General features: G+C 58.2%; 29 protein-coding genes, 1 tRNA gene and 1 pseudogene. 10 read left to right on the plus strand and 21 right to left on the minus strand.

Features of this window, described 5'->3' with window-relative positions:
* From C2E19_RS19425 to C2E19_RS19435, 3 genes are all read left to right on the plus strand, one after another.
* A complete protein-coding gene (locus tag C2E19_RS19425) occupies nucleotides 1-2,235 on the plus strand; it encodes an Ig-like domain-containing protein (RefSeq protein ID WP_129394673.1) in 2,235 nt (744 codons plus the stop codon).
* 72 nt (nucleotides 2,236-2,307) lie between these two features.
* A complete protein-coding gene (locus tag C2E19_RS19430; protein WP_103305806.1) occupies nucleotides 2,308-2,772 on the plus strand; it encodes a curlin in 465 nt (154 codons plus the stop codon).
* 27 nt (nucleotides 2,773-2,799) lie between these two features.
* Complete coding sequence (locus C2E19_RS19435; RefSeq protein ID WP_129394674.1) at nucleotides 2,800-4,251, plus strand: curlin; 1,452 nt, start codon at nucleotides 2,800-2,802, stop codon at nucleotides 4,249-4,251.
* A gap of 589 nt (nucleotides 4,252-4,840) precedes the next feature.
* On the opposite strand, the gene C2E19_RS19445 is transcribed toward C2E19_RS19435, so the two are convergent.
* Together C2E19_RS19445 and C2E19_RS19455 are read right to left on the minus strand one after the other, a co-directional pair.
* Nucleotides 4,841-5,212: a DUF6124 family protein gene (locus C2E19_RS19445; RefSeq protein WP_129394675.1), complete on the minus strand. Its 372-nt coding sequence runs from the start codon at nucleotides 5,210-5,212 to the stop codon at nucleotides 4,841-4,843.
* Between the two features lie 602 nt (nucleotides 5,213-5,814).
* The gene (locus C2E19_RS19455; protein ID WP_129394677.1) at nucleotides 5,815-6,741 is read right to left on the minus strand and encodes an alpha/beta hydrolase; all 927 of its coding nucleotides are present in this window, start codon (nucleotides 6,739-6,741) and stop codon (nucleotides 5,815-5,817) included.
* A 295-nt stretch (nucleotides 6,742-7,036) separates the two neighbouring features.
* On the opposite strand from C2E19_RS19455, the gene C2E19_RS19465 reads away from it, so the two are divergent.
* The 3 genes from C2E19_RS19465 (at nucleotide 7,037) to C2E19_RS29030 (ending at nucleotide 7,952) form a co-directional block, all read left to right on the plus strand.
* The gene (locus tag C2E19_RS19465; RefSeq protein ID WP_129394678.1) at nucleotides 7,037-7,306 is read left to right on the plus strand and encodes a hypothetical protein; all 270 of its coding nucleotides are present in this window, start codon (nucleotides 7,037-7,039) and stop codon (nucleotides 7,304-7,306) included.
* Nucleotides 7,307-7,358: 52 nt separating this feature from the next.
* Complete coding sequence (locus tag C2E19_RS19470) at nucleotides 7,359-7,742, plus strand: hypothetical protein (RefSeq protein WP_129394679.1); 384 nt, start codon at nucleotides 7,359-7,361, stop codon at nucleotides 7,740-7,742.
* A 66-nt stretch (nucleotides 7,743-7,808) separates the two neighbouring features.
* Nucleotides 7,809-7,952, plus strand: coding sequence for a hypothetical protein (locus tag C2E19_RS29030; RefSeq protein ID WP_164979440.1), 144 nt, complete (start codon nucleotides 7,809-7,811; stop codon nucleotides 7,950-7,952).
* 145 nt (nucleotides 7,953-8,097) lie between these two features.
* Here the strand turns inward: C2E19_RS29030 and C2E19_RS19480 are convergent, their stop codons facing one another.
* Together C2E19_RS19480 and C2E19_RS19485 are read right to left on the minus strand one after the other, a co-directional pair.
* On the minus strand, nucleotides 8,098-8,427 hold the full coding sequence (locus C2E19_RS19480; protein ID WP_129394681.1) for a hypothetical protein: 330 nt from the start codon (nucleotides 8,425-8,427) through the stop codon (nucleotides 8,098-8,100).
* A gap of 204 nt (nucleotides 8,428-8,631) precedes the next feature.
* Complete coding sequence (locus tag C2E19_RS19485) at nucleotides 8,632-8,970, minus strand: superinfection immunity protein (protein ID WP_129394682.1); 339 nt, start codon at nucleotides 8,968-8,970, stop codon at nucleotides 8,632-8,634.
* Nucleotides 8,971-9,084: 114 nt separating this feature from the next.
* On the opposite strand from C2E19_RS19485, the pseudogene C2E19_RS19490 reads away from it, so the two are divergent.
* Nucleotides 9,085-9,324: pseudogene (locus C2E19_RS19490) on the plus strand (site-specific integrase); the annotation flags it as partial.
* A 75-nt stretch (nucleotides 9,325-9,399) separates the two neighbouring features.
* Here the strand turns inward: C2E19_RS19490 and C2E19_RS19495 are convergent.
* The 9 genes from C2E19_RS19495 to thrS form a co-directional block, all read right to left on the minus strand.
* Nucleotides 9,400-9,476 (minus strand) — tRNA-Pro (locus tag C2E19_RS19495).
* Between the two features lie 89 nt (nucleotides 9,477-9,565).
* A complete protein-coding gene (locus C2E19_RS19500; RefSeq protein ID WP_003179985.1) occupies nucleotides 9,566-9,922 on the minus strand; it encodes a MerR family transcriptional regulator in 357 nt (118 codons plus the stop codon).
* Nucleotides 9,903-10,205, minus strand: coding sequence for an integration host factor subunit alpha (ihfA, locus tag C2E19_RS19505; RefSeq protein WP_002553164.1), 303 nt, complete (start codon nucleotides 10,203-10,205; stop codon nucleotides 9,903-9,905). The genes C2E19_RS19500 and ihfA overlap by 20 nt, the downstream gene beginning before the upstream one ends.
* A 3-nt stretch (nucleotides 10,206-10,208) precedes the next feature.
* Nucleotides 10,209-12,587, minus strand: a complete 2,379-nt coding sequence (gene pheT / locus C2E19_RS19510) for a phenylalanine--tRNA ligase subunit beta (RefSeq protein WP_129394683.1) — start codon at nucleotides 12,585-12,587, stop codon at nucleotides 10,209-10,211.
* Between the two features lie 26 nt (nucleotides 12,588-12,613).
* Nucleotides 12,614-13,630 (minus strand): phenylalanine--tRNA ligase subunit alpha, encoded by a 1,017-nt coding sequence (gene pheS, locus C2E19_RS19515; protein ID WP_105708849.1) that lies wholly within the window; start codon nucleotides 13,628-13,630, stop codon nucleotides 12,614-12,616.
* Nucleotides 13,631-13,739: 109 nt separating this feature from the next.
* Nucleotides 13,740-14,096 carry a 50S ribosomal protein L20 gene (gene rplT / locus C2E19_RS19520; RefSeq protein WP_007913489.1) on the minus strand — a complete coding sequence of 119 codons (357 nt, stop codon included), beginning with the start codon at nucleotides 14,094-14,096 and terminating at the stop codon, nucleotides 13,740-13,742.
* Nucleotides 14,097-14,124: 28 nt separating this feature from the next.
* Complete coding sequence (gene rpmI, locus C2E19_RS19525; protein ID WP_002553160.1) at nucleotides 14,125-14,319, minus strand: 50S ribosomal protein L35; 195 nt, start codon at nucleotides 14,317-14,319, stop codon at nucleotides 14,125-14,127.
* Between the two features lie 60 nt (nucleotides 14,320-14,379).
* Nucleotides 14,380-14,931 (minus strand): translation initiation factor IF-3, encoded by a 552-nt coding sequence (gene infC, locus C2E19_RS19530; RefSeq protein ID WP_170947229.1) that lies wholly within the window; start codon nucleotides 14,929-14,931, stop codon nucleotides 14,380-14,382.
* Nucleotides 14,931-16,853, minus strand: coding sequence for a threonine--tRNA ligase (thrS, locus tag C2E19_RS19535; RefSeq protein WP_007913488.1), 1,923 nt, complete (start codon nucleotides 16,851-16,853; stop codon nucleotides 14,931-14,933). The genes infC and thrS overlap by 1 nt, the downstream gene beginning before the upstream one ends.
* A 370-nt stretch (nucleotides 16,854-17,223) precedes the next feature.
* Here thrS and C2E19_RS19540 point away from each other — a divergent pair, with 370 nt between their 5' ends.
* Complete coding sequence (locus C2E19_RS19540; protein WP_129394684.1) at nucleotides 17,224-17,526, plus strand: hypothetical protein; 303 nt, start codon at nucleotides 17,224-17,226, stop codon at nucleotides 17,524-17,526.
* 290 nt (nucleotides 17,527-17,816) lie between these two features.
* Nucleotides 17,817-18,029, plus strand: coding sequence for a cold-shock protein (locus C2E19_RS19545; protein WP_003179963.1), 213 nt, complete (start codon nucleotides 17,817-17,819; stop codon nucleotides 18,027-18,029).
* 72 nt (nucleotides 18,030-18,101) lie between these two features.
* Here C2E19_RS19545 and C2E19_RS19550 read toward each other — a convergent pair whose 3' ends face one another.
* Together C2E19_RS19550 and C2E19_RS19555 are read right to left on the minus strand one after the other, a co-directional pair.
* Entirely contained in the window at nucleotides 18,102-18,419 is a 318-nt protein-coding gene (locus C2E19_RS19550) for an I78 family peptidase inhibitor (protein ID WP_129394685.1), read from the minus strand.
* 167 nt (nucleotides 18,420-18,586) lie between these two features.
* Nucleotides 18,587-18,892 carry a hypothetical protein gene (locus C2E19_RS19555; RefSeq protein WP_129394686.1) on the minus strand — a complete coding sequence of 102 codons (306 nt, stop codon included), beginning with the start codon at nucleotides 18,890-18,892 and terminating at the stop codon, nucleotides 18,587-18,589.
* A 131-nt stretch (nucleotides 18,893-19,023) separates the two neighbouring features.
* Between C2E19_RS19555 and C2E19_RS19560 the strand changes: the two genes are divergently transcribed.
* The gene (locus tag C2E19_RS19560) at nucleotides 19,024-19,236 is read left to right on the plus strand and encodes a hypothetical protein (RefSeq protein ID WP_129394687.1); all 213 of its coding nucleotides are present in this window, start codon (nucleotides 19,024-19,026) and stop codon (nucleotides 19,234-19,236) included.
* Nucleotides 19,237-19,269: 33 nt separating this feature from the next.
* Here C2E19_RS19560 and C2E19_RS19565 read toward each other — a convergent pair whose 3' ends face one another.
* Genes C2E19_RS19565 through C2E19_RS19590 form a run of 6 tightly spaced genes read right to left on the minus strand, consistent with a single transcriptional unit; the run spans nucleotide 19,270 to nucleotide 25,230 of the window.
* Nucleotides 19,270-20,298 carry a nucleoside hydrolase gene (locus C2E19_RS19565; protein ID WP_129394688.1) on the minus strand — a complete coding sequence of 343 codons (1,029 nt, stop codon included), beginning with the start codon at nucleotides 20,296-20,298 and terminating at the stop codon, nucleotides 19,270-19,272.
* A 32-nt stretch (nucleotides 20,299-20,330) separates the two neighbouring features.
* The gene (rbsD, locus tag C2E19_RS19570; protein WP_129394689.1) at nucleotides 20,331-20,735 is read right to left on the minus strand and encodes a D-ribose pyranase; all 405 of its coding nucleotides are present in this window, start codon (nucleotides 20,733-20,735) and stop codon (nucleotides 20,331-20,333) included.
* The gene (gene rbsK, locus C2E19_RS19575) at nucleotides 20,732-21,649 is read right to left on the minus strand and encodes a ribokinase (protein WP_129394690.1); all 918 of its coding nucleotides are present in this window, start codon (nucleotides 21,647-21,649) and stop codon (nucleotides 20,732-20,734) included. Before rbsK ends, rbsD begins: the two co-directional genes overlap by 4 nt.
* A gap of 24 nt (nucleotides 21,650-21,673) precedes the next feature.
* Nucleotides 21,674-22,693 (minus strand): LacI family DNA-binding transcriptional regulator, encoded by a 1,020-nt coding sequence (locus C2E19_RS19580; protein ID WP_129394691.1) that lies wholly within the window; start codon nucleotides 22,691-22,693, stop codon nucleotides 21,674-21,676.
* A 9-nt stretch (nucleotides 22,694-22,702) separates the two neighbouring features.
* The gene (locus C2E19_RS19585) at nucleotides 22,703-23,680 is read right to left on the minus strand and encodes an ABC transporter permease (protein ID WP_129394692.1); all 978 of its coding nucleotides are present in this window, start codon (nucleotides 23,678-23,680) and stop codon (nucleotides 22,703-22,705) included.
* On the minus strand, nucleotides 23,677-25,230 hold the full coding sequence (locus tag C2E19_RS19590; RefSeq protein WP_129394693.1) for a sugar ABC transporter ATP-binding protein: 1,554 nt from the start codon (nucleotides 25,228-25,230) through the stop codon (nucleotides 23,677-23,679). Before C2E19_RS19590 ends, C2E19_RS19585 begins: the two co-directional genes overlap by 4 nt.
* Between the last annotated feature and the right edge of the window lie 51 nt (nucleotides 25,231-25,281).

Genomic DNA, 25,281 nt, shown 5'->3' on the forward strand with positions numbered 1-25,281 from the left:
ATGAACAAGTGGCCACGCTTTGCGCTCAACGCGCTCGGGCTCGCTCTCTCGCTGACCGGCAGTGCCTATGCGCAACTCGCCGCCGTCGACCCCGGCCCCTACACCTTCGCCACCGGGAAATTCCCGATGTGGTACCAGGACAGCAATAACCTGTCGATGGAGCTGTGCCAGTCGCGCGCCGCCAGTTCGCGCGTCGGCGTCACCACGCCACCCGCCTACATGTGCACCCTGCTGGCAGAACCGGGCATCTACGATGACAGCCTGCCGATGGTATTCCCCGACAACTGGCCGCCGGAAGCCTTCTGGTTCCTCGCCGAAACCAATATCCCCAACAACGGCGCCGGGTTTGGCATGGACGCTTATGTCGCCGGGATCGAAGCGGCGTTTGCCTCCGAGAACCCGGTGGATGGCGATCAGCAAAGCTTCGCGCGGATCCGCATTCGGGTGAACGTTCCCGTGGCTGGCACCTACGTCATCACCCACCCGTATGGCGTCGAAACCGTCAATGTCACCACCCCGGGACGGCGCGCGATCAACATCACCAAGGACATCGGCATCGGTGCGCCGGGCGATTTCAGCGGCACGCTCAACGGCGCCATCGGCCCGTTCCTGCGCAGCCTCAACGGCCCCTACACCGAAGTGAACCCGGACACCGGCAGCGTCGAAACTTTCGTCGGCGACCCGAACCTCACCGAAGCGGTGACCGGCAGCCCGTTCAACACTAACTTCGTGCGCATCGTCGGGCCGTCCGGCGCCGGGACCATTCAGACCACCCTGTTCACGGTCGCCGGCAAGGTGCTCGACAGCCGTCAGCAAACCCATGTCGACATCGACCGCGCCACCTATCGCCGGACCTCGGCCGGTGTGCGTGCCGAAGTGTTCGCCAAGGCTGACACCAGCTCGACGCTGTGCTTTCGCGAAACCGTCGCGCTGCTGCCCGGCCCGCCACCAACGCCGTGCCAGACCAGCCTGACGGGTGACAACACTGGTCTGTTTTTCGGCCAGCGCCTGGGCAACGGCACTCTGCCGTCGGTCGTCGTCGTGACCGCGACCAATCCGGCCGGCACCACGCGGCCGACCGCCGTTTCGGCCAAGCTCACCGATGTGGTGAAAATCCAGACCGCACGCTACAGCTGGGCCAATCACAGTCTGTTGATCGAAGCGACATCGACCGATGAAGTAGCGATCCCGGACATGGTTGCCCAAGGCTACGGGCGCCTGTCGAAAACCGGCACGTTGCAACGCATCACCGTTGCCGACCTGACCCAGCCACCGGCTACCGTAACGGTGAAATCCGCCGCCGGCGGCAGTGACACTGAGGCCGTCGTCGTGCTCGGCACCGCGCCGGACACCGGGGAAAACCAGGCGCCAATCAGCAATGCCGACACCGGCAGCACCAGTTTCGGCGTGCCGATCACCCTCAGCCTGCTGACCAACGACAGCGATCCCGACGGCAACACGCCGCTGAGCATCACCGCGTTGACCCAACCGGCTGCCGGCCAAGGCACGGTCGCCCTCAGCGGCACCGCCGCCGTGGTCTACACCCCGCCAGCGGTGGTCAACGCGCCACTGACCACCACCTTCACCTACAAAGCGCAGGACGCCAAAGGCCTGGCCTCGACCACGCCGGCCACCGTGACGATCAGCGTCGCGCCAAACCGGCCACCGACCGCCGTCGCCGACAGCGTCGCCACGTTGGGTGTGGCGATCCCGATCAACGTCCTGGCCAACGACACCGATCCGGAAGGCAACGTGCCGCTCGGCGTCGCCAGCCTGACCCAACCGGCCGCCGGCCGTGGCACGGTCAGCACTGACGGCACGGTGATCACCTACACCCCACCAGCCACCGTGACCACGGCGTTCACCACGACCTTCACCTACATCGCCCGGGACAGCTTCGGCGCCCTGTCGACGCCGGCCACGGTCACCGTGCAAGTGTCGCCACGGCCAGCGGCAGAGACCTTCACCGTCACTGCTTCAACAGTGCAGGCACGAGCAGGTGGACGCTTCAACTGGGACTTCACTGGCACCTCGTCAGTGACCACCGGCAACACCATCACCGTGCAGGTCACCACCCCGACCGGGCTGGTCACCCTCGGCACCACCACCGTACCGGTCACCGGTCGCTGGCGGCTGACGCTGAACAACACGACGGTAGTGCCATCGGCCAACCCGACCGCGACGATCCGCTCCTCCCAGGGCACCGTGCGCACGGTCTCGGTGACCACGCTGTAAGCCTGATCCCCGGCCACTTTCGGGTGGCCGGAACCGACTTCGAACCGGTTAACGCCCGACAGGATGTGAGCCATGAACACGCCGACCGCCGCCCTGCTTTGCCTGCTCCTGTTGTGCAGCAGTGCGGGCGTGCGTGCCGACGACCTGATGGACAACGACGACCTGGCCCCGACCAGCAGCGACCTCGGCGAACTGCCCCCACCGGTGGGTCAGCAAGCCCTGATCGATCAGCTCGGCCAGGCCAACGTCGCCCTGCTGCAACAGAACGGTCAGTCGCTGCTCGGGCAGATCGTGCAGTCGGGCAGCAATCAGGAAGCCTACATCCTGCAACAGGGCAGCGACCTGATGGCGCTGATCAACCAGAACGGTTCCGGCAACGCCGCCTCGATCACCCAGAACGGCAGCCACAACCGCGCGCAGATTTCGCAAAACGGCAACAACAACGACGCCAGCATCGAGCAGGCCGGCACGGGGCTGCAAAGCGCCGTGACCCAGTCGGGCAACGGCATGAGCGTTTCGGTCAAGCAATATCGCTAAGCACTGCAAATCATCGGAGAGATCATCATGTTCAAACTGACGCCCCTCACCGCCGCCCTCCTGGTCATGATCAGTGCCCAGGCCATGGCCGACGACAGCCTGTCCAACCAGAGTCAGGCCGGTACTGCCAACATCGCGGACGTGAAACAGACCCAAGCGCCGTTCAGCACCGCCACCCAGACCCAACTGGGCCAAGGCAACGACGCCGCCGCCGTGCAAGACCACGCCAGCAGCGTGATTACCCAGGACGCGGTCGGCGACTACAACGCCGGTTACGCCGAACAGCTTTACGAAGACAACGCCACCATCACCCAGCAACAGGTCGGCGCCTTCAACACCGCCCACGCCAGCCAGTCGCTGGGTTTCGGCGCACCAAACAGTGCGCTGCAACAGCAGCAAGGCAGCGGTAACTTCTCGTTCATCTATCAGGATTCGCAGAACGGCAGCGAAGGCAAAACCTTCCAGTTCGGCGACAGCAACGAAGCCAACATCGAACAACTCTATGAAGGCAGCGGCAACAGCTCGGTGATCACCCAATACGGCACCGCCAACTACGGCACCGCCGAACAGGTCACTCACAACGGCGGCCAGATCGGCATCAACCAGGCCGGCGAAAACAACTACGCCTACGGCGACCAGCGCAACGGCACCGGCGGCAACATCACCATCAACCAGTTCGGCAACCTCAACGGCAGTGAAATCTGGCAAGACAGCCAACTCGCCAGCCAGGCCACCGTCAACCAATACGGCGACAGCAACGAAACCGTGGTCGACCAAAGCTTCGGCGAAAACAACAACGCCGCCGTCACCCAGGTCGGCAACACCAACGCGATCTACGCCGACCAATTCGAATCGGTCAACTCGACGCTGGCGCTGTACCAGGTGGGCAACGGCAACGTGCACTACACCTATCAAAGCGGCGACGGCCACGTGCTCAGCGCCACCTCCGTAGGCAACGACAACAAGGTCTACGCGAGCAACTGGAAAGGCCCGCAATCGGGCGGCCAGTTCGGCAGCAACCAGCGTGCGACGGTGACTCAGGCGGGGAATGGCAACGTTGCCAGCTTCACTCAGGATGGCGTCGGGCACGTGATGACCACGCATCAGACCGGCACGGGCAACAAAACCACCGTGAGTCAGGCTGAGTCGTATAACGAGCTGTATTTTGATCAGAACGGTAGCGACAACCTCTTGATCTCCGATCAGCGCGGCACCGGCAACCTGGTGCAGGGTTCATCGAACGGCACGGGCAACAGCGCCGAGTTTGATCAGTCGGGGTCCGGCAACCAGGCGTACACCGCGCAGTTGTATGGCAGCGACAACATGATCACGGTGAAACAGGCGGATACAATGAACGTGGCGTACGTGACCCAGGGCGGGACGGGGAACATTGCCAATGTCGATCAGAGCGGGATGACGCAAACGGCGAATATTCAGCAATTTGGCTCGGCTAACCAGGCGACGGTTTTGCAGCAGTAGGGGTTGGGTGTTGATGGGCCGCGATTCTCTGGTGAGGGGGGTCGCGGTTTTTTTTGCGCTGACGCTTGAATTGCGTCCTACGGAAAACGCAACGTTTTCAGAAATTCGGGGAGTTTTCTGACAAGTTCTGGCGGTTGGCCGTCGGAAGTGCAGGCTCTAGGATTTACCGGGACAACTTGATCTTCATGGAGCTTGGCCTACATGCAATTCATCCAGACAGCGACGACAGCGATACCGTTAACGAATAGACTTCGAGGCACCAAACCCGGAGGTTCTATGATCGACCCGTCCTTGATCGACCCACTGTGCCCGCCCGAACTATCTCGTCGTTTATCAAGTGGCGGACCACATTGAGATTGTGAGCATCTTGCATGCGCGTCAGGAGTACCCTCGACGCGACCCCGGTTAAGAACTCTTCCTCGTCTCAACACAAGAAACCGTGCTTCCCGTGGAGGTACGGTTTTTTTGTATCTTGATCGTTCCCACGCTCTGCGTGGGAATGCCTCTCGGGACGCTCCGCGTTCCAGCTCGCGAATTTGTCGCAGAGCTTCAAGGGCTGCATTCCTTTGCTGCGCGTGGGAACGATCAATCAGCCGTCCTTCAACTCGACGTGATCCAGCGCTTGATTCACCGCCAGTTCGCCCAACATGACGACTTGTGCGATGCCCAGTGCAGTTTTGCGCTGTGCGGTTTCCAGCGAGGCGGCGAAGTTGATCAGCATTTCGCTGGCCGAGCCGAGGGTTTCGCTGGCGTTGGCGAGCAGGGATTCGGTGTTGTACCTGGGATTGGCGAGGTACATCGGCTCCGGCTCGTTGCGGCTGGACATGATGCGGGCGGCGGGATTGAGGTAGAAATCGAGGGCGCGGTCGGCGGCTTCGTGGAGTTTCTTGCTGTCGACTGAGGCGTAGGGGGATGTGGAGTCGGTGTCTGGTTCTGGGGGGTTGGGTGTTGGTTTTTTCATAGTGAATCTCTCTCATTGATAGTTTCAGCTGGCCCATTCGACTTCCAGGAAAAATGGGTGGCAGCTGTACGCAGGCTGGAAATCCGGGAGAGAGCAACCCGGCAGACACGAATGTCTCCCGCGCACAACCGCCATAACAGAGTGCACACAATGAAAGTGCGCAAGCATACGTTATGAAAGGCCGATTCGCTCTCTCGTGTCTTCGGGTTTCCATGCCCGATCGCTGATTTGGCAGCGACGAACACAGGCTAGAGGCCGGACGTCCGACGGACAACCTGAAAACATTGTGGGAAGGTTCGACAAATTTGAAACAAGTTTTAAACATTCCGTCACGGACAAGGGCTCCGGGTGGGAGTGGGCTTGCTCACGACAGCAAGCAATTAAGCCCGCAAGATCTTTGCTGACTGACCTGACGCCTTCGCGAGCAAGCCCGCTCCCACAGAGTTTTGTTGTGAACACAGGAACTGAGTACACCCTGCAAACCTGTGGGAGCGGGCTTGCTCGCGAAGGCGTCAGTTCAGTCAATTCATCATTGGCTGAACGAACGCTTTCGCGAGCAAGCTTTGCTCCTGCACTGGTTTTGTTTTTTCAGTTGGAGTGCGTCAGATGAGCGCCCGACGCAAATCGGCGGCGGCCTCGGAGAGCACTTGCGCGGCGCGCTCGACCACCGGCGCCATGCTGATGAACCCGTGAATCATGCCGTCGCAACGCTGTTCACGGACGCTCACGCCAGCCTCGCGCAAGCGCCGGGCAAACGCCTCGCCCTGATCGCGCAGCGGATCGAATTCGGCAGTGATCAACGTGGTCGGTGGCATCTGCGCCAGGCTTGCAGCGCGCAACGGCGAGGCCAGCGGATCATCCCCCTGCCCGGCCTCTGGCAGATATTGCTGCCAGAACCAGTCCATCATGTTCGCCGTGAGGAAATATCCTTCGGCAAACTCCACATAGGAGGGACTGTCGTTACGTGCGTCGGTCACCGGATAAAACAGGCACTGGTAGCGGATCTTCGGCCGTTGGTGCTGCGCCGCCAATTGACTGACCGCGAGCGCCATGTTGCCGCCCGCGCTGTCCCCGGCCAAAGCGAGACGGCTGCCATCGACGCCCAGTTCGGCCGCGTGTTCAACCAGCCAGCATGTCGCCTGATAGCAGTCCAGCGGTGCTGCCGGGAATGGATGCTCCGGCGCCAGACGATAAGCCACCGACACCACCACCGCTTCGGTCTGGCGCGCCAGCGAGCGGCAAAGATTGTCGTGGGTATCGAGGTTGCCAACGACAAAACCGCCACCGTGGAAATACACCAACAGCGGTAAATTGTGTTCTTGCGAGGGTCGATACAGTCGCGCATCGAGTTCACCGACGGAGCCGGCGACCCGCAGATTGCGCACCTCGCTCATCGGTTCACCAGGAATGACCGGCTGCATGTCGTCGAAAAACTGCCGGTATTGCGCGGCATCGAGCTGGCTGTAATCGGGTGCCGGCAGCTCGCTGAATTGCTGGAGGATCGGGGCGATCTGTTTATCGACTGGCATGGACGTCTTCCTTAACATCGGACATTTGAAACTGTGGGTTGGATTCTTCGAGGATGCTTTGTACACGAAGCGGCAGTGCCGCTTCAAAGCCCTTGTGCGACAACACTCAAAAAGAGTTTCGCGGCGATGGCCGCAAACACTTGCGCCGCCAGCTCAGTGGGGGCATGCCTGCGCGAATGCTGCGCTTTGCGTGCCTGAATAGTTGGATCGGGAGATGCCGCCGGTCTGATGACTCGCACGATCAGCTTTTGGGTTCTTCCAATGCAGTACATGCCTTTGCTCGGAAGACCCTCTCATGAACAATAAAATGGCTGTAATCGGGCTGGCTGGCCTGATTTCGATCTGCCCGCTGTTCGCCCTTGCCGTGGAAAAAACCGGCGGATCCTCGGTACCGCCGACGGCGATTCCGGGGGTGAATCAGGGCGGGTCGGAGTCGAAAGAAGAAAAAGCGGACAAAAAGGGAGAAGAAGCTTCGGGTTCCAACTCAGGGGCTGAGTCGCATGAGACGCAGAAGGATGCCGACAGCTCGAGTGATTCAAAAGATGTAAAAAAGTCCGGGCAATGAATCTTCTCTGGGCGTTAACTTGAGCAAACTCGGCAAGTGGTGGCGCTGAGCCATGAATGGTAAAGTTCAGGCTCTAAATCAGGGATGGCGCGTCATGATCAAACGAGTTTTTGTAGCAGCAACGCTAATGTTCACCAGCCTTGCGGCTAACAGCGCCAATGTGCCCAACGAGCTTTTGGAAGAGTGCAAACGAGTAGAAAACTCCGCCGGAGCAATCATGAAGGCCAGACAAGAAGGCCTGCCCCTCAAAACAGCGCTGGACTTGGCCGACAACGCACGAAAAGAAAACGAATATGTGGGGAGCTTGTACCGAAGCCTGATCGGTAAAGCCTATGAGTTTCCACAGCAACCGAACGTCAAGATGCAGAAGGACCTGATCGCTGAGTTTCAGAAGACGTATTACTCGCTCTGCATCGATGCCGCGCAAAAGACCTAGGGCAAAACTACCTGAGGGGTTATGCGGATCAATAGATAGAAAAAACCCGCCGAGGCGGGGTTTTTTGTGAGTCAGGCGATCAAGTCGCTAGACCTCAACGGTGAAAATGGCCCCTGCCGGCGCATCAGCGAAGGCGCTGGAAAAGTCGTTTATTTCGATGCGCTATCCATGCTGCTGAACAAGGTGATGATCCCGCATATAGCGGGATAAAGCAGATATTGGCCGGGATGGACCACCAACCCGACAGCCCAGCCAACGAGCAGCGCAAGACCGACAATGCGTCGGTGGCGAGGCGTGAATCGTCGCTGAATGCGCGCCCGCGGTTGGCGCGAGAATCCTGTTAAATTCCGCATGTTCATACCTTTTGAACAGTTGTGCTGAAGCTGAGGAAGTAGAACGAGATTTTTTCTTCTTCAACATCCCTCAGCTCATATCTGATTCTGTCGAGACCATCGTCGATTCGGGTCACGCTCAGATCCATGAATTGAGTGAGTCCACCGCCGAAACCTTTCAGGTGCAGTGCGCTGACGTCATGGAATTTTATCGGGACAGCGGCTGTTTCTGGATCGCTGGAGGACGACATGGTTAACGATAGGTTGTACTTGAAATCCTGCATCTCGATGTTGATTGAGATGACGCAGTTGTGCGAGGACAGGAGATCGTTCAGGTGGGGAATGCTGTTCATTGTTAGTGAACTCGATACATGTTTTGTCGGCTTGCCTGTACTCAGAAATCGTGGGCTGGAGCGACGTTTCGACGATCCACCTCATACAGGGCATATCTTGGAAACGCGAGTCCGACATTAGCAAGGCCAGACATTTTCGCGCAGATCTTATAAACACGTGGGAAACGCGATCGTGTCTGCTATGAACGTAAAGGGCACTCTATTCTAGCTTTGCAGGAGTTTGGCCTTTTCAGCCTCAAATTCACTCTCAGTGAGCAGGCCCTTTTCCTTCAGGCTACCGATTCTTTCGAGCTTCTGATATTTGTCTTCTTCAGACTGAGACTGAGACTGAGGCTGAACATGGATCGTGTCTGCAGATTGTGTTGAGGAGACGGACCAAACGAGGGAAACAACCCAGCCAATGATGGTCCAGCCGAGAAAAAGATCCAGCATAAAAATAGGCCATCTTTCCGGGTGCTTTCGACTGAAAGCATTGAATGAAGGCAAAAAATATGTGGCGATCATCAAGAAGAGGAGAACTATAGCCATTCCGATGTCCAACATTCCAATACTCACCTCTCTAAATTGATCGCAGCAATTTATCACTATCCAAAGGCAGCGTTATAGATAGTTGCAAGCCCATCGATGAAGCTCTGCATCAAGTGCTTCGCTGTGCGTCAGTCGACTCTTTTCGGGGAGTTGCCGACTCACCTGCAAACGATGGCGCTTTTCAAGGTGAACACCGGCTGTCGCGAGCAGGAAGTTTGCAAGCTGAGGTGGGACTGGGAGATTTCGGTGCCGGAGCTCGGCACCAGCGTATTCCTGATCCCGGCTGACTTTGTCGGCAGACACGAACGGTCTGGCGTGAAGAATGGCGACGAGCGCCTGGTGGTGCTGACGATTTTAAAAAGGAAAATTGGATGAAGTCCCGAAAAACTCCCCACCAATGAAAAAGCCCAACTGGCTAGAGTTGGGCTAAGTCATTGAAAAATATGGTCGGGACGGAGTGATTCGAACACTCGACCCCTAGCACCCCATGCTAGTGCGCTACCGGACTGCGCTACGCCCCGACTGGTCTTTCAACTCGCTCCTCACCTCGAAGAGCGCTCAAGAATATAGCGCAAGCTTTTGAAAACTGGAAGTATTCAAAAGCAGCTTTTTATTTCTTGAGAACCACCAACACGTCTTCCAACTCGGCAATCATCTGCCGGATCATTTGTTTGTATTGGGTGGTGTCGTCTTTGGCTTCGTCGCCGGACAGGCGCAGGCGTGCGCCGCCGATGGTGAAACCTTGATCGTAAAGGAGCGCGCGGATCTGCCGGATCATCAGCACGTCCTGGCGCTGATAATACCGGCGGTTTCCGCGGCGTTTGACGGGGTTGAGTTGAGGAAACTCCTGCTCCCAGTAGCGCAGCACGTGTGGCTTTACGGCACACAGCTCGCTGACTTCACCAATGGTGAAGTAGCGTTTGCCCGGGATGACGGGTAGTTCGTCGTTATGACTTGGTTCCAGCATAAGCCTCAACTCGGGCCTTCAACTTCTGCCCTGGACGAAAGGTGACCACACGGCGAGCCGTGATCGGGATTTCTTCCCCCGTTTTCGGGTTGCGGCCAGGCCGCTGGCGTTTGTCCCGAAGGTCGAAATTGCCGAAACCGGACAATTTGACCTGCTCGTTGTCTTCAAGAGCGTGCCTGATTTCCTCGAAAAACAGTTCTACCAATTCCTTGGCTTCCCGCTTGTTCAGGCCCAGCTCTTCATACAGACGTTCCGCCATCTCAGCTTTCGTCAAAGCCCCCATACGTCACTTCCTTAACGTGGCGTTCAACCTTTGTTCGAGCGAGGTGAGGATATTTTGCGTCGTCGAATTCACCTCATCGTCATTAAGAGTGCGCGATGGATGCTGCCAGGTCAAGCCAACTGCAAGGCTTTTTCTATCAGGATCAATGCCTTTACCCTGATATACGTCAAACAGCCTGAGATCTGTGAGCCATTCGCCTGCATTTTCACGGATTACGTCCAGTACAGCCGAGGCTGCGACGTCTTTGTGCGCGATCAGTGCAAGGTCACGACGCACTTCAGGAAAGCGCGACAACTCGTGGAATTTCGGCATTTTACCGAGTGCCACTTCAGCCAGAACCAGCTCGAAAACGAAGACTGGACGATCCAGACCCAAGGCTTTCGACAATTCCGGGTGAATGGCGCCGATGAAACCGACTTCACGCCCTTCGCGTTCGATGCGCGCGGTTTGACCCGGGTGCAGCGCCGGGTGTTTGCCCGGAGCGAAAGTGAAGGAATCCAGTGCACCGGCAAAGCCCAGTACCGCTTCCACGTCAGCCTTGACGTCGAAGAAGTCCACGGTATCGCGACCCTGCGCCCAACCTTCCGGCAGACGGCTGCCGCAGACAACACCCGACAGCATCGGCTCTTGCTTCAGGCCTTCGAGTTGACCGACGAAGCGCAGACCGCTTTCGAACAGACGCACGCGATCCTGCTGACGGTTGAGGTTGTGCTGCAGCGCCTTGACCAGACCCGGCCACAGCGACGAGCGCATGGCAGCCATGTCGTTGGAGATCGGATTGGCCAGCAACAGCGGCTCGACGCCCGGATTGAACAGTTCGAACTGACGCGGATCGATGAAGCTGTAAGTGATCGCTTCCTGATAACCACGGGCCACCAGCAGGCGACGCAGTTCAGGCAGATCGCTACGTGCTTCAGCCTTGGCTTGCGGTGCCAGGCGCGCTTGCGGGTAACGAACCGGCAGACGGTTGTAGCCGTACAAACGCGCCAGTTCTTCGATCAGATCGACTTCCAGGCTGATGTCGAAGCGATGGCTTGGCACTTCTACGCGCCACTGCCCTGCCCCGTCGGCGGTAATGCCCAGACCCAGGCCGCCGAGCAAACGCTCGACCTGAGCGGAGTCCATTTCCATCCCAAGCATCTGGGTGATGCGCTGGGCACGCAGGGTGATCGGCGCGATCGACGGCAAATGTTGCTCGCTGACGGTCTCGATGATCGGACCGGCTTCGCCGCCAGTGATTTCCAGCAGCAGGCCAGTAGCGCGCTCCATGGCTTCACGGGCCAGTTGCCAGTCAACGCCACGCTCGTAGCGGTGCGAGGCATCGGTGTGCAGGCCGTAGGAACGAGCCTTGCCAGCAACAGCGATCTGGTCGAAAAACGCAGACTCAAGGAAAACGTCGCGAGTGGTTGCGGACACACCGCTGTGCTCGCCACCCATCACACCGGCAATCGCCAGAGCGCGAGTGTGGTCGGCGATCACCAGCGTATCGCTACGCAGGCTGACTTCCTGACCGTCGAGCAGCACCAGCTTCTCGCCCTCTTCCGCCATGCGCACACGGATGCCGCCATTGATTTCGGCGAGATCGAAGGCGTGCAGCGGCTGGCCAAGCTCAAGCATCACGTAGTTGGTGATGTCGACGGCAGCGTCGATGCTGCGCACGTCGCCGCGACGCAGACGCTCAACCATCCACAACGGGGTCGGCTTGGACAGGTCAACGTTACGGATCACTCGACCCAAGTAACGCGGGCATGCCGATGGGGCCAGCACTTCTACCGAACGCACTTCATCGTGCACGGCAGGAATGCTCATGATCACCGGGCGAGTGACTGGCGCGTCGTACAGCGCGCCGACTTCTCGGGCCAGACCGGCCAGGGACAGGCAATCGCCACGGTTCGGGGTCAGGTCGACCTCGATGCTGGCGTCTTCCAGATCCAGATACACGCGGAAATCTTCGCCCACCGGCGCATCGGCTGGCAGCTCCATCAGACCGTCGTTGCCTTCACCGACCTGCAGCTCGGCTTGCGAGCACAGCATGCCGTTGGACTCGACGCCGCGCAGCTTGGCTTTCTTGATCTTGAAGTCGCCCGGCAGTTCGGCACCGATCATGGCAAACGGAATCTTCAGGCCCGGGCGCACGTTTGGCGCTCCGCAAACGACCTGGAAGGTTTCCGCGCCATTACTGACCTGGCACACGCGCAACTTGTCGGCATCAGGGTGTTGCTCGGTGCTCAGCACCTCGCCCACCACTACGCCGCTGAATACGCCGGCGGCCGGCGTAACGCTATCGACCTCAAGACCGGCCATCGACAGGCGAGCAACCAGCTCGTCGCGATTTACCTGCGGGCTAACCCAGCCACGCAGCCATTGTTCACTGAATTTCATCCTGCTCTCCTAAGAATTCGTTACGACTAGCGAAATTGCGCGAGGAACCGCAAGTCGTTGTCGAAGAACAGACGCAAGTCGTTCACGCCGTAACGGAGCATGGCCAGACGCTCGACGCCCATGCCGAAGGCAAAGCCGGAGAATTCTTCCGGGTCGATGCCGGACATGCGCAGCACGTTCGGGTGAACCATGCCGCAGCCCATCACTTCCAGCCAGCCGGTCTGCTTGCAGACGCGGCAGCCTTTACCGCTGCACATCACGCATTCCATATCGACTTCGGCGGATGGCTCGGTGAACGGGAAGTACGAAGGACGGAAACGTACGGCCAGTTCTTTCTCGAAGAACACCCGCAGGAATTCTTCGATGGTGCCTTTGAGATCGGCAAAATTGATGTCGCGATCGACCAGCAGGCCTTCGACCTGGTGGAACATCGGCGAGTGGGTGATATCGGAGTCGCTGCGGTACACACGGCCTGGGCAGACGATGCGGATCGGCGGCTGTTTCGATTCCATGGTGCGGACCTGTACCGGCGAGGTATGGGTGCGCAACAACATGTTGGCATTGAAATAGAAGGTGTCATGCATCGACCGGGCCGGGTGATGGCCTGGGATGTTGAGCGCTTCGAAGTTGTGGTAGTCGTCTTCGACCTCAGGGCCTTCGGCAATGCCGTAGCCGATGTGGGTGAAGAACTGTTCAACACGTTCCAGAGTCCGGGTAACCGGATGCAGACCACCGGAGGTCTGGCCACGGCCCGGCAATGTCACGTCAATGGATTCGGCAGACAGTTTGGCAGCCAGTTCGGCTTCCTCAAACAGAGCCATGCGCGCATTGAGAACGCCTGTTACACGTTCCTTGGCAACGTTGATCAGCGCGCCGACTTGCGGACGCTCTTCTGCCGGCAAATTCCCCAGGGTCTTCATCACCTGAGTCAATTCGCCCTTTTTGCCAAGGTATTGAACCCGGATTTGCTCCAGGGCATTGATATCTTCAGCGCTTTGCACAGCCTCTAGTGCTTGAGAGACCAGCGCATCCAGGTTTTCCATGTACAGACTCCAGATACAAAATAGGGGAAGAGCTTGAAGGCTCTTCCCCTATTTAAGACGTTTACCACCTGGCCCCACGGAAGTGAGGCCGGGTGATTGTCGGGGGTACTTAAGCCAAGGTGGCTTTAGCTTTCTCGACAATCGCAGCAAACACCGCTTTTTCGTTCACTGCCAGATCAGCCAGAACCTTACGGTCGATCTCGATGGACGCTTTTTTCAAGCCAGCGATGAAACGGCTGTAGGACAGACCGTTAACACGAGCACCAGCATTGATACGAGCGATCCACAGAGCGCGGAACTGACGTTTTTTCTGACGACGGTCACGGTAGGCGTATTGGCCTGCCTTGATTACCGCTTGCTTGGCAACACGGAATACGCGCGAACGTGCACCGTAGTAGCCTTTAGCAAGTTTCAGAATTTTTTTGTGACGCTTACGGGCAATGACGCCACGCTTTACACGAGCCATGAGTTACTTCCTCTATTCTTGACTAAAATTAACGAAGGCGCAGCATGCGCTCGACTTTTGCCACGTCAGACGGATGCAGCAAGCTGCTACCGCGCAGTTGACGCTTACGCTTGGTCGACATTTTAGTCAGGATGTGGCTCTTGAAAGCGTGCTTGTGCTTGATACCGTTAGCAGTTTTCAGAAACCGCTTAGCAGCACCACTTTTGGTTTTCATTTTTGGCATGTTCGGATACTCCGCATTCAGTTGATAAACATAATCAGAAGGCCTGCCGTGCCCTGTTGATTACTTCTTCTTTTTCGGGGCGATGACCATGATCAGCTGGCGTCCTTCCATCTTAGGATGCTGTTCGACCGAACCGTACTCGAGCAGGTCAGCTTCAACCCGCTTGAGGAGTTCCATCCCCAGCTCCTGGTGGGCCATCTCACGGCCGCGGAATCGCAAGGATACCTTGGCCCTGTCCCCATCACTCAGGAAACGTACCAGGTTGCGCAGTTTTACCTGGTAATCCCCTTCCTCCGTCCCTGGACGAAACTTGATTTCTTTAACCTGAATCTGCTTCTGGTTTTTCTTGGCTGCGGCAACCTGCTTCTTCTTTTCGAAGATCGATTTGCCGTAGTCCATCAGTTTGCAAACAGGTGGTACTGCATCGGCGGAAATTTCCACCAGATCCAGTTTGGCCTCTTCAGCCTTAAGAAGCGCGTCTTCAATTGACACAATCCCAAGCTGTTCACCTTCAGCACCAATTAACCGAACCTCGCGTGCCGAGATATTCTCGTTGATCGGGGCTTTCGGTGCAGCTCGTTTATCTTGTCTCATTTCACGCTTAATAATAATTACTCCGAATCTGGGCGACCACGCCGGGAAACCGCTTGCGCGAGAAACTCAGCGAACTGGGCGACGGGCATCGAGCCCAGGTCAGCACCTTCACGAGTACGCACAGCGACAGTCTGCATCTCGACTTCCTTATCTCCGATAACCAAGAGATAGGGAACCTTGAGCAAAGTATGCTCGCGGATTTTAAAGCCGATCTTTTCATTTCTCAAGTCGGACTTGGCACGAAATCCGCTTTCGTTGAGAGTTTTTTCAACTTCTGCAACAAAATCTGCCTGTTTATCAGTGATATTCATGATCACCGCCTGGGTTGGCGCCAGCCAGGCAGGGAACGCACCTTCGTAGTGCTCGATCAGGATTCCGACGAAACGCTCGAAGGAACCGAGGATCGCACGGTGCAACATCACCGGGTGTTTGCGGCTGTTGTCTTCAGAGACGTATTCAGCGCCCAAACGGACAGGCAGGTTAAAATCGAGCTGCAAGGTACCACACTGCCAGACGCGACCGAGGCAATCTTTCAGCGAGAATTCGATCTTCGGACCGTAGAACGCACCCTCACCCGGCTGCAGATCGTACGGCAAGCCCGCAGAATCAAGGGCTGCAGCCAATGCAGCTTCGGCGCGATCCCACAGCTCGTCGGAACCGACGCGTTTTTCCGGACGAGTGGACAGCTTCATCTCGACATCGGTGAAGCCGAAGTCACGATAAACGTCCATGGTCAGCTTGATGAACGCAGCGGACTCGGCCTGCATCTGCTCTTCGGTGCAGAAGATGTGGGCGTCATCCTGAGTGAACGCACGTACACGCATGATGCCGTGCAGCGCACCCGACGGCTCGTTACGGTGGCAGGCACCGAACTCGGCCAGACGCATCGGCAACTCGCGGTAGCTCTTCAGGCCTTGGTTGAACACCTGCACGTGGCATGGGCAGTTCATTGGCTTGATGGCGTAGTCGCGGTTTTCAGACTGCGTGGTGAACATGTTGTCGGCGTAGTTGGCCCAGTGCCCGGATTTCTCCCACAGGCTACGGTCAACGACTTGAGGGGTCTTGATCTCAAGGTAGCCGTTGTCGCGCTGGATCTTGCGCATGTACTGCTCGAGCACCTGGTACAGAGTCCAGCCGTTCGGGTGCCAGAACACCATCCCCGGGGATTCTTCCTGGGTGTGGAACAGGCCCAGACGCTTGCCGATCTTGCGGTGATCGCGCTTTTCAGCTTCTTCGATGCGCTGGATGTAAGCCGCCAGCTGCTTCTTGTCTGCCCAGGCAGTGCCGTAAACGCGCTGCAGTTGCTCGTTCTTGGCGTCGCCGCGCCAGTAGGCACCGGACAGCTTGGTCAGCTTGAAGGATTTCAGGAAGCGCGTATTCGGCACGTGCGGACCGCGGCACATGTCGACGTATTCTTCGTGATAGTACAGACCCATGGCCTGCTCGTTCGGCATGTCTTCGACCAGACGCAGCTTGTAGTCTTCGCCGCGAGCCTTGAACACTTCAATCACTTCGGCGCGCGGAGTGACTTTCTTGATCACGTCGTAATCTTTTTCGATCAGCTGTTGCATGCGCTGTTCGATCGCAGCCATGTCGTCCGGAGTAAAAGGACGTTCGAAGGCGATGTCGTAATAGAAGCCTTCGTCGATGACCGGCCCGATGACCATTTTCGCAGTCGGGTACAGCTGCTTGACCGCGTGGCCAACCAGGTGAGCGCAAGAGTGGCGAATGATCTCCAGCCCCTCTTCATCCTTTGGCGTGATGATTTGCAGGGTCGCGTCGCTGCTGATGATGTCGCTGGCGTCGACCAGTTGGCCATTGACCTTGCCGGCCAGGGTGGCTTTGGCCAGACCTGCACCAATGGATGCAGCGACCTCGGCTACGGAAACCGGGTGATCGAATGAACGTTGACTGCCGTCGGGAAGAGTAATAGTTGGCATGGCGCCTCCTCTCCTAGTGGTGACCCCTACCAAAGGTCACGTGGGTTGGGATGAGCCAGTACAAGATCCGATCCAGGCCATTCAATGACGAACGCCTGCCTTACAGCGGCAGGAGCCTTGCGGCCAACCGGAAAACCGAACCAGAGTGACTGGGATTCAAATCGAAATATTCGCACGCTGACCGCTGCCGGGACTGAAGGTCACCGGAGCCTGAGAACGCTTGAGCCCGGCATGCTAGCACAGATGAGCGGTCACTTATGCCTCTGTTTCGCCAGAAGGCAAATCGTCCGTTTTTATGCCAGAGTGCTGAACTTGATCGGCCCTTCAGCCCTCAGATAACAAGACATTGACCCACAAGGAGCATCCTCGCATGCGTCTGAACACCTTATTCGCCGTAGTCGCCCCCATTGTCCTGCTGCTGCCGCTGAGCGCTCACGCCGATTGGCCGAAGGGCGAGCGTGACAAGTACATGGCCCAGTGCACCCAAGCGGCTACCCCACAGATTGGCGCCGCAGCGGCGAAATCCCACTGTGCCTGTGGCGCGGATGCAATCAAGTCTTACCCAGCCAGCGACATTCAGGCATTGATGGACAACAAGGCGACGCCTGAACTGCAGCAGAAAGCCCTGGGCCAAATCGCCAAATGCAAGGCGAATACCCCGGCTAAAAAGTGATGAAAAAGGCCTTCATGATCGGCTAAAGGCTGGAAAAAAGTGCCCGAAATGAGCCTTTTCAGACGATTTATGCAGGTTTTACAGGTTTTTTTACTGTCTTTACTTTTCGCTCAAAGCCTTTTAAACCGGGGCCTCCAGCCGAAATTGGCAGTAAAGAAAACACGACTGATTGGCAAACAGCACGTCCGGGGGGCTACCAAAGCGAACATTTCGACTATGATACTCCGGTGTGCCCAGTTGGCCTGAGCAGCACAGTACTACTGAAAATATATGTTTCTTGGAGATACACCATGTCTAATCGCCAAACCGGCACCGTTAAATGGTTCAACGATGAAAAAGGCTTCGGCTTCATCACTCCTCAAGGTGGCGGTGACGACCTGTTCGTACACTTCAAAGCTATCGAATCCGACGGTTTCAAAAGCCTGAAAGAAGGCCAGACTGTCTCCTTCGTGGCTGAGAAAGGCCAAAAGGGTATGCAAGCTGCACAGGTTCGCCCAGAGTAATTTCTCGGCGCACTAAAAAAACCCCGTCCATGTGACGGGGTTTTTTATGCCTGCAACAAAAGCGTTCTGCGATCAGCCGCAGTTGACGCGAGTGACGACCAGGTTGGTATCAGTGTTCAGGTTCAGGCGATCCGAACGGTATTCCAGGGTGATCATGTCGGTTGGCTTGAGGAAGCGGGCGTTCTGCGCACCGGCCTTGGCTCGCGCTTGCTCAAGCAGCTCCGGAGATGCTTTCTTGCCGATGGCGAATTCCGCTGCCGTCGCTTCACAGCGGCTGTGACCGGACTCGGTCGCCACTGCATCCTTTGCCGACTCGCTGGAGCTCGTACTGCAACCGGCCAACATCGCAGCGGCCATGAGTGCACCCAGTGTCGCGAACTTCAAAGGCATGAAGCCTCCTTGTTTTCAAATAGTTAAGCTGAGATTGTGCGACCGCCAATCCGGCGTTTGGTTTCATGGCAGATACCATCACCTTGCCGCACCATCGGAAAAACGCCGAGTTTGCCTGAGCGTGGCGCTCCCCTGCGCAATCAATCGTGACTGAATATTAACAATGCTCAGTAGACGTCGATGTAGTCAAACGGCGGATTTGGCCAGTTGTCCTTCAGTGCGTTGAAAATCTGCATCACCCACACCTCGTCGCTGGCTGCGACATTTCCCACATAACCCGAACCCTTGGCCCAAGTCTCAAGGCGAAACAGCAGGCCGTCGATGTCCTGCCCGCCAGTGATGCCCGAAGAAATATAGGCAATACCGCCCTTGGTCACGCGCACTTGCGTGTGCTCGTCATCACTGGCTGACGCGAGCAACTGGCGCACAGCGTCGAGCGTGAGGCCGTCGGGGGTATTCAAATCAATCTGCACAGTACGTTCCCTGCTTCGCCGGAAAAGACCAAGTGTCGCATAGCGTTGCATTCATGCCTAAGTCGCAGTGCCAAACGCCCGACAAAATGGTTAACTCGAAACTCAGACTTCCCGACTTTTCGAGCGCTCTCATGACCACCATCAGCATCGACGCCGACATCAAAGCCAAATGGGCAGACGGACACAGCTCCTACAGCCCGGGGACCACCGAAGAGCTGGCGCTGATTGGTATCGATCTATTGGTCAAAGAGCTGGGCACCGAAGCCGCCCAACAATTCATCAAGCAGATTTTTGAGCGTTACCCGACCGAACAGATCGAGCACGAGCATGCGCAGAAGGGGTAAAAACCCGCAGGCTGGCACCTGCGGGCGGATTGCTTACTTCAAACGCTTCAGGCGTTCGGTGAGCAAATCGAAGAAGCCCTGAGCATCGCCATTTTCCACCCAGAATGCATTCTTCGGTGCTTTGAGGCCGTCATACCAGTCGACGATGGTCTGACCGAAAGTCGGCCCTTCACGACTATCTACTACGACATTCACCGAACGACCGGTGAACAGCTCAGGCTTGAGCAGATAAGCCACGACGGTGGCGTCATGCACCGGACCACCCGGAATACCGTAGTGCTCCATATCGCCCTTGACGTATTCGTTGAGGATGTCGCCAACGATCTTGCCCGCATTGTTGTTGAGCGAGGCAATCTGCTTCAGGCGTGCATCACTGGTGAGAATCTTGTGCGTCACGTCCAGCGGCAGATACGTCAGTTTCACGCCGCTCTTGAGCACCACTTCAGCCGCTTGCGGATCGGCAAAGAGGTTGAATTCAGCCACTGGGGTAATGTTGCCGCCGTTGAAGTGCGCGCCACCCATGATCACCACTTCCTTGATGCCCTGAACAATCTCCGGCTCCTGGATCAGTGCCAGCGCCAGGTTGGTCTGCGGACCGAGCATGGCGATGGTGATGCTGTGTGGCTTGGCTTTTTTCAGGGTATCGATCAGGTAATTGACCGCATTGCCCTCTGCCAGACCTTTTTTCGGCTCATGCACGGTGACACCCGACAGGCCTTCCTTGCCATGAATGTTCTCGGCGTAGATCGGCGTGCGCATCAGCGGCTTCGGCGCACCGGCGTAGACCGGAACGTCCTCGCGCCCTGCCCACTCGCGAGCCAGGCGCGCGTTACGCGATGTCTTGTCGAGACGCACGTTGCCGGCCACGGTGGTCAGTGCACGAATATTCAGTTCATCGGGCGAGGCCAGGGCGAACAGCAAGGCGACCACGTCGTCTGCGCCCGGATCGGTGTCGATGATCAGGTCGATTTTTTCCGCCGCCTGAGCGCCGGTCGCAGTTATCACGGACAAAAGCAGCAAACCCCGGATTAATTGATGCAGTTTGTGAGCATAGCGTTGCATGGCGCATTCCTTGTGCAGGTAGACATCGAAATTTAGAACGTAACCCCGGCAACCAGCACGATGTTGCAGTACGGCTGACATTCGCCTGTACGCACAATCGCCCGTGCCTGGCGGCTGAGGACCTTGAATTGCTCATGACTGAGCAGGTCGCGACGACCCAGTTCGCCTTCACCATTCAGCGCCTCCAGCGTGATCAGCGCCGTCGGTTGCTTGTCGAAGATTTCATTGGCCAGCGCATGGCTTTCCACTTGCATCTCACTGAGCACGACTTTCAGCGTGCTGACGAAATCAGGGACACCGTGGGTCAGCGCCAGATCGATCAGCTCGACACCCGGCGGCACCGGCAATCCGGCATCACCGATGACGACCATGTCGCCATGGCCCAGGGAGGCGATCAGTCGCGACAGCGCGACGTTGAGCAAAGGAGTCTTTTTCATGCGGGTTTAAAAGCCTGTACGTCGGACATGGTTGGAATGGACGGTTGCGCGCCGGCGCGAGTAACCGACAGCGCCGCGGCGATCTGCCCGTAGCGAATGGCCTCGGCTTCGGATTTGCCGCCCGCCAGCGCAGCTGCAAAACCACCGACGAAGGTGTCCCCGGCGGCAGTGGTGTCGACTGCTTTCACCTTCGGCGCGGGAAAGTGCTCAAAGCCCTTGCCACTGGCGAACAGCGAACCTTCAGCACCAAGGGTAATGATGACTTTGCCCGCGCCCATGGCGATCAGATGACTGGCGGCATTTTCCGCCGTTTGCAGCGAATCGACGGGCAGCCCGCTCAATGCGGCCGCTTCGCTCTCGTTGGGAATCAGATAATCGATCGCGGCGAACCAGTCTGCCGGAAGCGGCCGACTGGCCGGCGCCGGATTGAGGATCACGGTCTTGCCCAACGCGCGTGCACGCTTGAGTGCGTGCCCTACGGTTGCATCCGGGATCTCGAGCTGGCAAATCACCACGTCGGCGGCTTGCAACACCGCATCAAAGCGGTCGATCACTGCCGGCGTCATTGCACCGTTGGCACCCGCGACAATGACGATGGCGTTCTGACTGTTGTCATCGACCACGATCAGCGCCACACCACTGGAGTCCTCGACGGTACTCACCGCCTGGCAGTCGATCTGCTCGGCCAGCAACGCGTCACGCAGTTGCACACCATAGTCGTCGTTGCCGACGCAGCCGACCATCGCGACCTGTGCGCCCAGACGTGCAGCCGCCACCGCCTGATTGGCGCCCTTGCCACCGGAAACGGTGGCAAAGGAATGACCGATCAGCGTTTCACCGCCCCGCGGCAGCCGTGGCGCGCGGGTGACCAGATCCATGTTCAGGCTGCCTATTACCACTACATTTGCTGGCATACATCACTACTCGTCAATTCGGTTTCAGCGGTATTCGGTGAACACGCCGGACAGCGGCGCGGTCGATTCGCGCAAGACAATACTCGGGGTCACGATTCGTTGATCGGTGCCCAGATCCGGTGTAGCAATCCTTCGCAGCAGCACTTCGGCCGCCATCTCGCCCAGTTGCAGAATCGACTGGCCGACGGTGGTCAGCGCCGGATACACGTAACGGCTCATCTGGATATCGTCGAAGCCGATCACCGACAGCTCGCTCGGCACCCGCACATTGCGCTCGGCCGCCGCGCGCAGCACACCGATGCCAATCATGTCGTTACCGGCAAAGATCGCGCTCGGCGGATTGCTTTCCAGCAGAACCGCCGCCGCGTTGTAACCGCCGGTGCTGGTGAAATCGCTTTCCAGCATGCGCGCCTGACGCACTTTGATACCCGCCTCTTGCAGCGCCCTGCGATATCCGGCCTGACGCATCTGCGCCACGCTGGTACTGGCCGGGCCGCCGATGGTGGCGATGTCGCGGTGACCCAACTCGAGCAAATGTCGAGTGGCGAGATACGCGCCGTATTCGTGATCGATGCGCACCAGATCGGCGTCCACACCTTCCAGACCGCGGTCGACAATGACCATCGGCGTCTTCACACCTGCCAGCCCTTGCGCCAGACCGCTGTCACCGCCGGCCGAGGCAACGATCAAACCGTCGATGCGTTTTTCCAGCAGAACACGTAAATAGCTGCGCTGTTTTTCCGGATTATCGTCGGAGTTGCAGAGGATCACGCAGTAGCCGTTGCGCTCACAATAATCCTCGATGCCCCGCGCGAGTTCGGCGAAGTACGGGTTGAGACTGTTCGGCACCAGCAGACCGATGGTTGCGGTGGTCTTGGCTTTCAGCGAACGCGCCACCGCACTCGGCACATAATCGAGACTCTTGATTGCCGCTTCGACTTTCAGGCGCACTTCCTGACTGACCGGCCGCGTGTTGTTCACCACATGCGACACGGTCGTGTAGGAGATGCCTGCAAGCGCCGCTACATCCTTGATCGTTGCCATATTGGTATATCAGCCCCGTCGACTGGCGCGTTGACTGCGATAAGTGTCGAGCACCACGGCGATCACAATGACCGCACCGGTGATGATGCGCTTGGTCGGTTCGGTCGCACCAATCTGCGCCAGACCGGCCGCCAGTACGGAAATGATCAACACGCCAAAGAACGTACTGATCACCGAGCCGCGCCCGCCCATCAGGCTGGTACCGCCGATCACCACCGCGGCGATCACTTGCAGTTCAAGGCCGGAGCCGGCGTTCGGGTCGGCAGCTTCAAGACGGGAAATCTGAAACAGCGCAGCGATCCCGGCCAGCAAGCCCATCAGGCTGAACACCAGAATCTTGTAGGGTTTCGGGTTGATCCCGGCCAGGCGCACCGCTTCTTCGTTGGTGCCGATACCGATCAGGTAGCGGCCGAACACCGTGCGGGTCAAAACCGCCTGAGCAATGAAAATCACCAGCAAGGCAATGATGAACGACGGCGAAATACCGAACGCGATCGGGTTTGACAGCCAGGCAAATGAATCACCGATGTAGGCCGTGCGCGACCCCGTCATCTGGTACGCCAGGCCCCGGGCCATTTCCAGCACACCGAGGGAAACGATAAATGAAGGAATTCGCCATGCCACGGTGATCGAACCGGTAACGGTGCCGGCCAGCGCCGCAACCGCCATGCCGAGCAACGCCGCCGGCAATACGCCCCAGCCCCAGCCGAGCATGGCGACGCTGACCGTCGATGCCGCCAGCGCCAGAACCGAACCCACGGACAGATCGATACCGCCGATGATCAGCACGAACGTCATGCCGACCGCCAGCACCATCAGGTCGGGAATCTGGTTGGCCAGGGTGCTGAAGGTGTTATAGGAGAGAAAGTGGCTGCTCAAGACCGAGAACAGCGCAACCATCGCCAACAAGGCACCGGCCAGGCCCAGATAAGTGCCGAGGCCGTAGAAGTTGCCACTACGTTTGCCGGCAGGAGATGCAGTTTTCATGGGAGATCCCTAGGCGCCGCTTCGTTGAGCAACGCATCACGTTTTTGGTAGCCGGCGAACGCGGCGGCAAGCAAATCATCCTGGGTCCAGCTGTCGCGCTCGAAGGTGTCGATCAGGCGCCCTGCCGACAACACGCCGATCCGGTCGCAGATCAGCATCAGTTCACGCAAGTCACTGGACACCACCACCAGCGCTTTGCCCTGGCGCGTCAATTCGCCGAGCAAACCATAGATGTCGAACTTGGCGCCGACGTCGATGCCACGCGTGGGCTCATCGAACAGCAGCACCGAACAATCACGCTCGAGCCAGCGGCCGATCACGACTTTTTGCTGGTTACCGCCAGACAACTCGGAAACCAGCTGTGTCGGACTCGAGCTGCGGATACGCATGGCATCGATCTGCCGCTGCGCCAGGGAGTTCTCATCGTTGCTGTTGACGATGCCGCCACTGGAAATTTCCGGCATGTTGCCCAGCGCGATATTCGCACTGATCGACTGACTGAGCAGCAGGCCCTCGCCCTTGCGGTCTTCGGTGATCAAGGCGATGCCATTGCGCACCGCATCGGCGGGCGAACGCACGCTGACCACTTGCGCAGGCGAGCCAAGGGCAATCGTGCCGCTGTCGGCAACGTCTGCACCAAAGATCAGCCGCAGCAGCTCCGTGCGCCCTGCCCCGATCAGCCCGGAGATCCCGAAGATTTCACCGGCGCGCACTTCAAAGGAAACATCGCGCACTTTGTCCGAACGGCTCAGGCCTTTGACCGTCAACGCCGGAGCGCCAATCTTGCGCGGCCCCATGTCAATGTGTTCGCCGAGCTCGCGACCGACCATCAGCGTCACCAGTTGCTCGCTGTTGTAGTTGGCCATCGGCTCGACGCACACCAGGTTACCGTCACGCAGCACGGCAATGCGCTGGGCAACGCGCGCCAGTTCTTCGAGACGGTGAGAGATGTAAATGATCGAAACGCCACGCGCCTGCAGACGAGTGATCTGCTCGAAGAGCATTTCGACTTCGCGCGCCGTCAGCATCGCGGTCGGCTCGTCGAGAATCAGCACATGGCAATCACCGATCAGGTTGCGGGCGATTTCGACCATCTGCTGATGGCCGATACCCAACTCGCCGACCAGCGTGTCCGGATCGATCGCGTCGAGCCCGACTTGCGCCATGGCTTCGATCGCCGCTTTGCGCAACTGCTTGCGGCTGATCCAGCCACCGTTGCTTGGCAGGTTATCGAGAAACAGGTTCTCCGCCACCGACAGCGTCGGTAACAGATTGAGTTCTTGCATGACCATGCGCACGCCGAGGTCTTCAGCCTGGGTGCGACTGCCAGGGCGATAATCCTTGCCCTGAAACTGCATCTGGCCGGTGGTCGGCGTAACCAGCCCACCAATGATCTTCGACAGGGTGCTTTTGCCGGCGCCATTCTCGCCGGTCAGCGCCAGCACTTCACCGCGCATCAGCGTCAAATCGATGCCGGTGAGCACCGGTTGCGCATAGGTCTTACCGATACCGCTGACCGAGAGGACGGCGTTCGGGGCGGAAACTGACATAAAAAACTCTCCATGCGCTCGCCCGGACGGACGAGCGCCGTTGTGTCGCCA

Origin of the sequence: Pseudomonas sp. DTU12.3 (assembly GCF_004124275.1) — a bacterium.
In the GTDB taxonomy this organism is placed as follows: domain Bacteria; phylum Pseudomonadota; class Gammaproteobacteria; order Pseudomonadales; family Pseudomonadaceae; genus Aquipseudomonas; species Aquipseudomonas helmanticensis.

Bases quoted from the DNA above. Each gene is read 5' to 3' on its own strand.
- C2E19_RS19425 (WP_129394673.1), top strand. From the start codon at position 1: ATGAACAAGTGGCCACGCTTTGCGCTCAACGCGCTCGGGCTCGCTCTC.
- C2E19_RS19430 (WP_103305806.1), top strand. From the start codon at position 2,308: ATGAACACGCCGACCGCCGCCCTGCTTTGCCTGCTCCTGTTGTGCAGC.
- C2E19_RS19435 (WP_129394674.1), top strand. From the start codon at position 2,800: ATGTTCAAACTGACGCCCCTCACCGCCGCCCTCCTGGTCATGATCAGT.
- C2E19_RS19445 (WP_129394675.1), bottom strand. From the start codon at position 5,212: ATGAAAAAACCAACACCCAACCCCCCAGAACCAGACACCGACTCCACA.
- C2E19_RS19455 (WP_129394677.1), bottom strand. From the start codon at position 6,741: ATGCCAGTCGATAAACAGATCGCCCCGATCCTCCAGCAATTCAGCGAG.
- C2E19_RS19465 (WP_129394678.1), top strand. From the start codon at position 7,037: ATGAACAATAAAATGGCTGTAATCGGGCTGGCTGGCCTGATTTCGATC.
- C2E19_RS19470 (WP_129394679.1), top strand. From the start codon at position 7,359: ATGAATGGTAAAGTTCAGGCTCTAAATCAGGGATGGCGCGTCATGATC.
- C2E19_RS19480 (WP_129394681.1), bottom strand. From the start codon at position 8,427: ATGAACAGCATTCCCCACCTGAACGATCTCCTGTCCTCGCACAACTGC.
- C2E19_RS19485 (WP_129394682.1), bottom strand. From the start codon at position 8,970: ATGTTGGACATCGGAATGGCTATAGTTCTCCTCTTCTTGATGATCGCC.
- C2E19_RS19500 (WP_003179985.1), bottom strand. From the start codon at position 9,922: ATGCTGGAACCAAGTCATAACGACGAACTACCCGTCATCCCGGGCAAA.
- ihfA (WP_002553164.1), bottom strand. From the start codon at position 10,205: ATGGGGGCTTTGACGAAAGCTGAGATGGCGGAACGTCTGTATGAAGAG.
- pheT (WP_129394683.1), bottom strand. From the start codon at position 12,587: ATGAAATTCAGTGAACAATGGCTGCGTGGCTGGGTTAGCCCGCAGGTA.
- pheS (WP_105708849.1), bottom strand. From the start codon at position 13,630: ATGGAAAACCTGGATGCGCTGGTCTCTCAAGCACTAGAGGCTGTGCAA.
- rplT (WP_007913489.1), bottom strand. From the start codon at position 14,096: ATGGCTCGTGTAAAGCGTGGCGTCATTGCCCGTAAGCGTCACAAAAAA.
- rpmI (WP_002553160.1), bottom strand. From the start codon at position 14,319: ATGCCAAAAATGAAAACCAAAAGTGGTGCTGCTAAGCGGTTTCTGAAA.
- thrS (WP_007913488.1), bottom strand. From the start codon at position 16,853: ATGCCAACTATTACTCTTCCCGACGGCAGTCAACGTTCATTCGATCAC.
- C2E19_RS19540 (WP_129394684.1), top strand. From the start codon at position 17,224: ATGCGTCTGAACACCTTATTCGCCGTAGTCGCCCCCATTGTCCTGCTG.
- C2E19_RS19545 (WP_003179963.1), top strand. From the start codon at position 17,817: ATGTCTAATCGCCAAACCGGCACCGTTAAATGGTTCAACGATGAAAAA.
- C2E19_RS19550 (WP_129394685.1), bottom strand. From the start codon at position 18,419: ATGCCTTTGAAGTTCGCGACACTGGGTGCACTCATGGCCGCTGCGATG.
- C2E19_RS19560 (WP_129394687.1), top strand. From the start codon at position 19,024: ATGACCACCATCAGCATCGACGCCGACATCAAAGCCAAATGGGCAGAC.
- C2E19_RS19565 (WP_129394688.1), bottom strand. From the start codon at position 20,298: ATGCAACGCTATGCTCACAAACTGCATCAATTAATCCGGGGTTTGCTG.
- rbsD (WP_129394689.1), bottom strand. From the start codon at position 20,735: ATGAAAAAGACTCCTTTGCTCAACGTCGCGCTGTCGCGACTGATCGCC.
- rbsK (WP_129394690.1), bottom strand. From the start codon at position 21,649: ATGCCAGCAAATGTAGTGGTAATAGGCAGCCTGAACATGGATCTGGTC.
- C2E19_RS19580 (WP_129394691.1), bottom strand. From the start codon at position 22,693: ATGGCAACGATCAAGGATGTAGCGGCGCTTGCAGGCATCTCCTACACG.
- C2E19_RS19585 (WP_129394692.1), bottom strand. From the start codon at position 23,680: ATGAAAACTGCATCTCCTGCCGGCAAACGTAGTGGCAACTTCTACGGC.
- C2E19_RS19590 (WP_129394693.1), bottom strand. From the start codon at position 25,230: ATGTCAGTTTCCGCCCCGAACGCCGTCCTCTCGGTCAGCGGTATCGGT.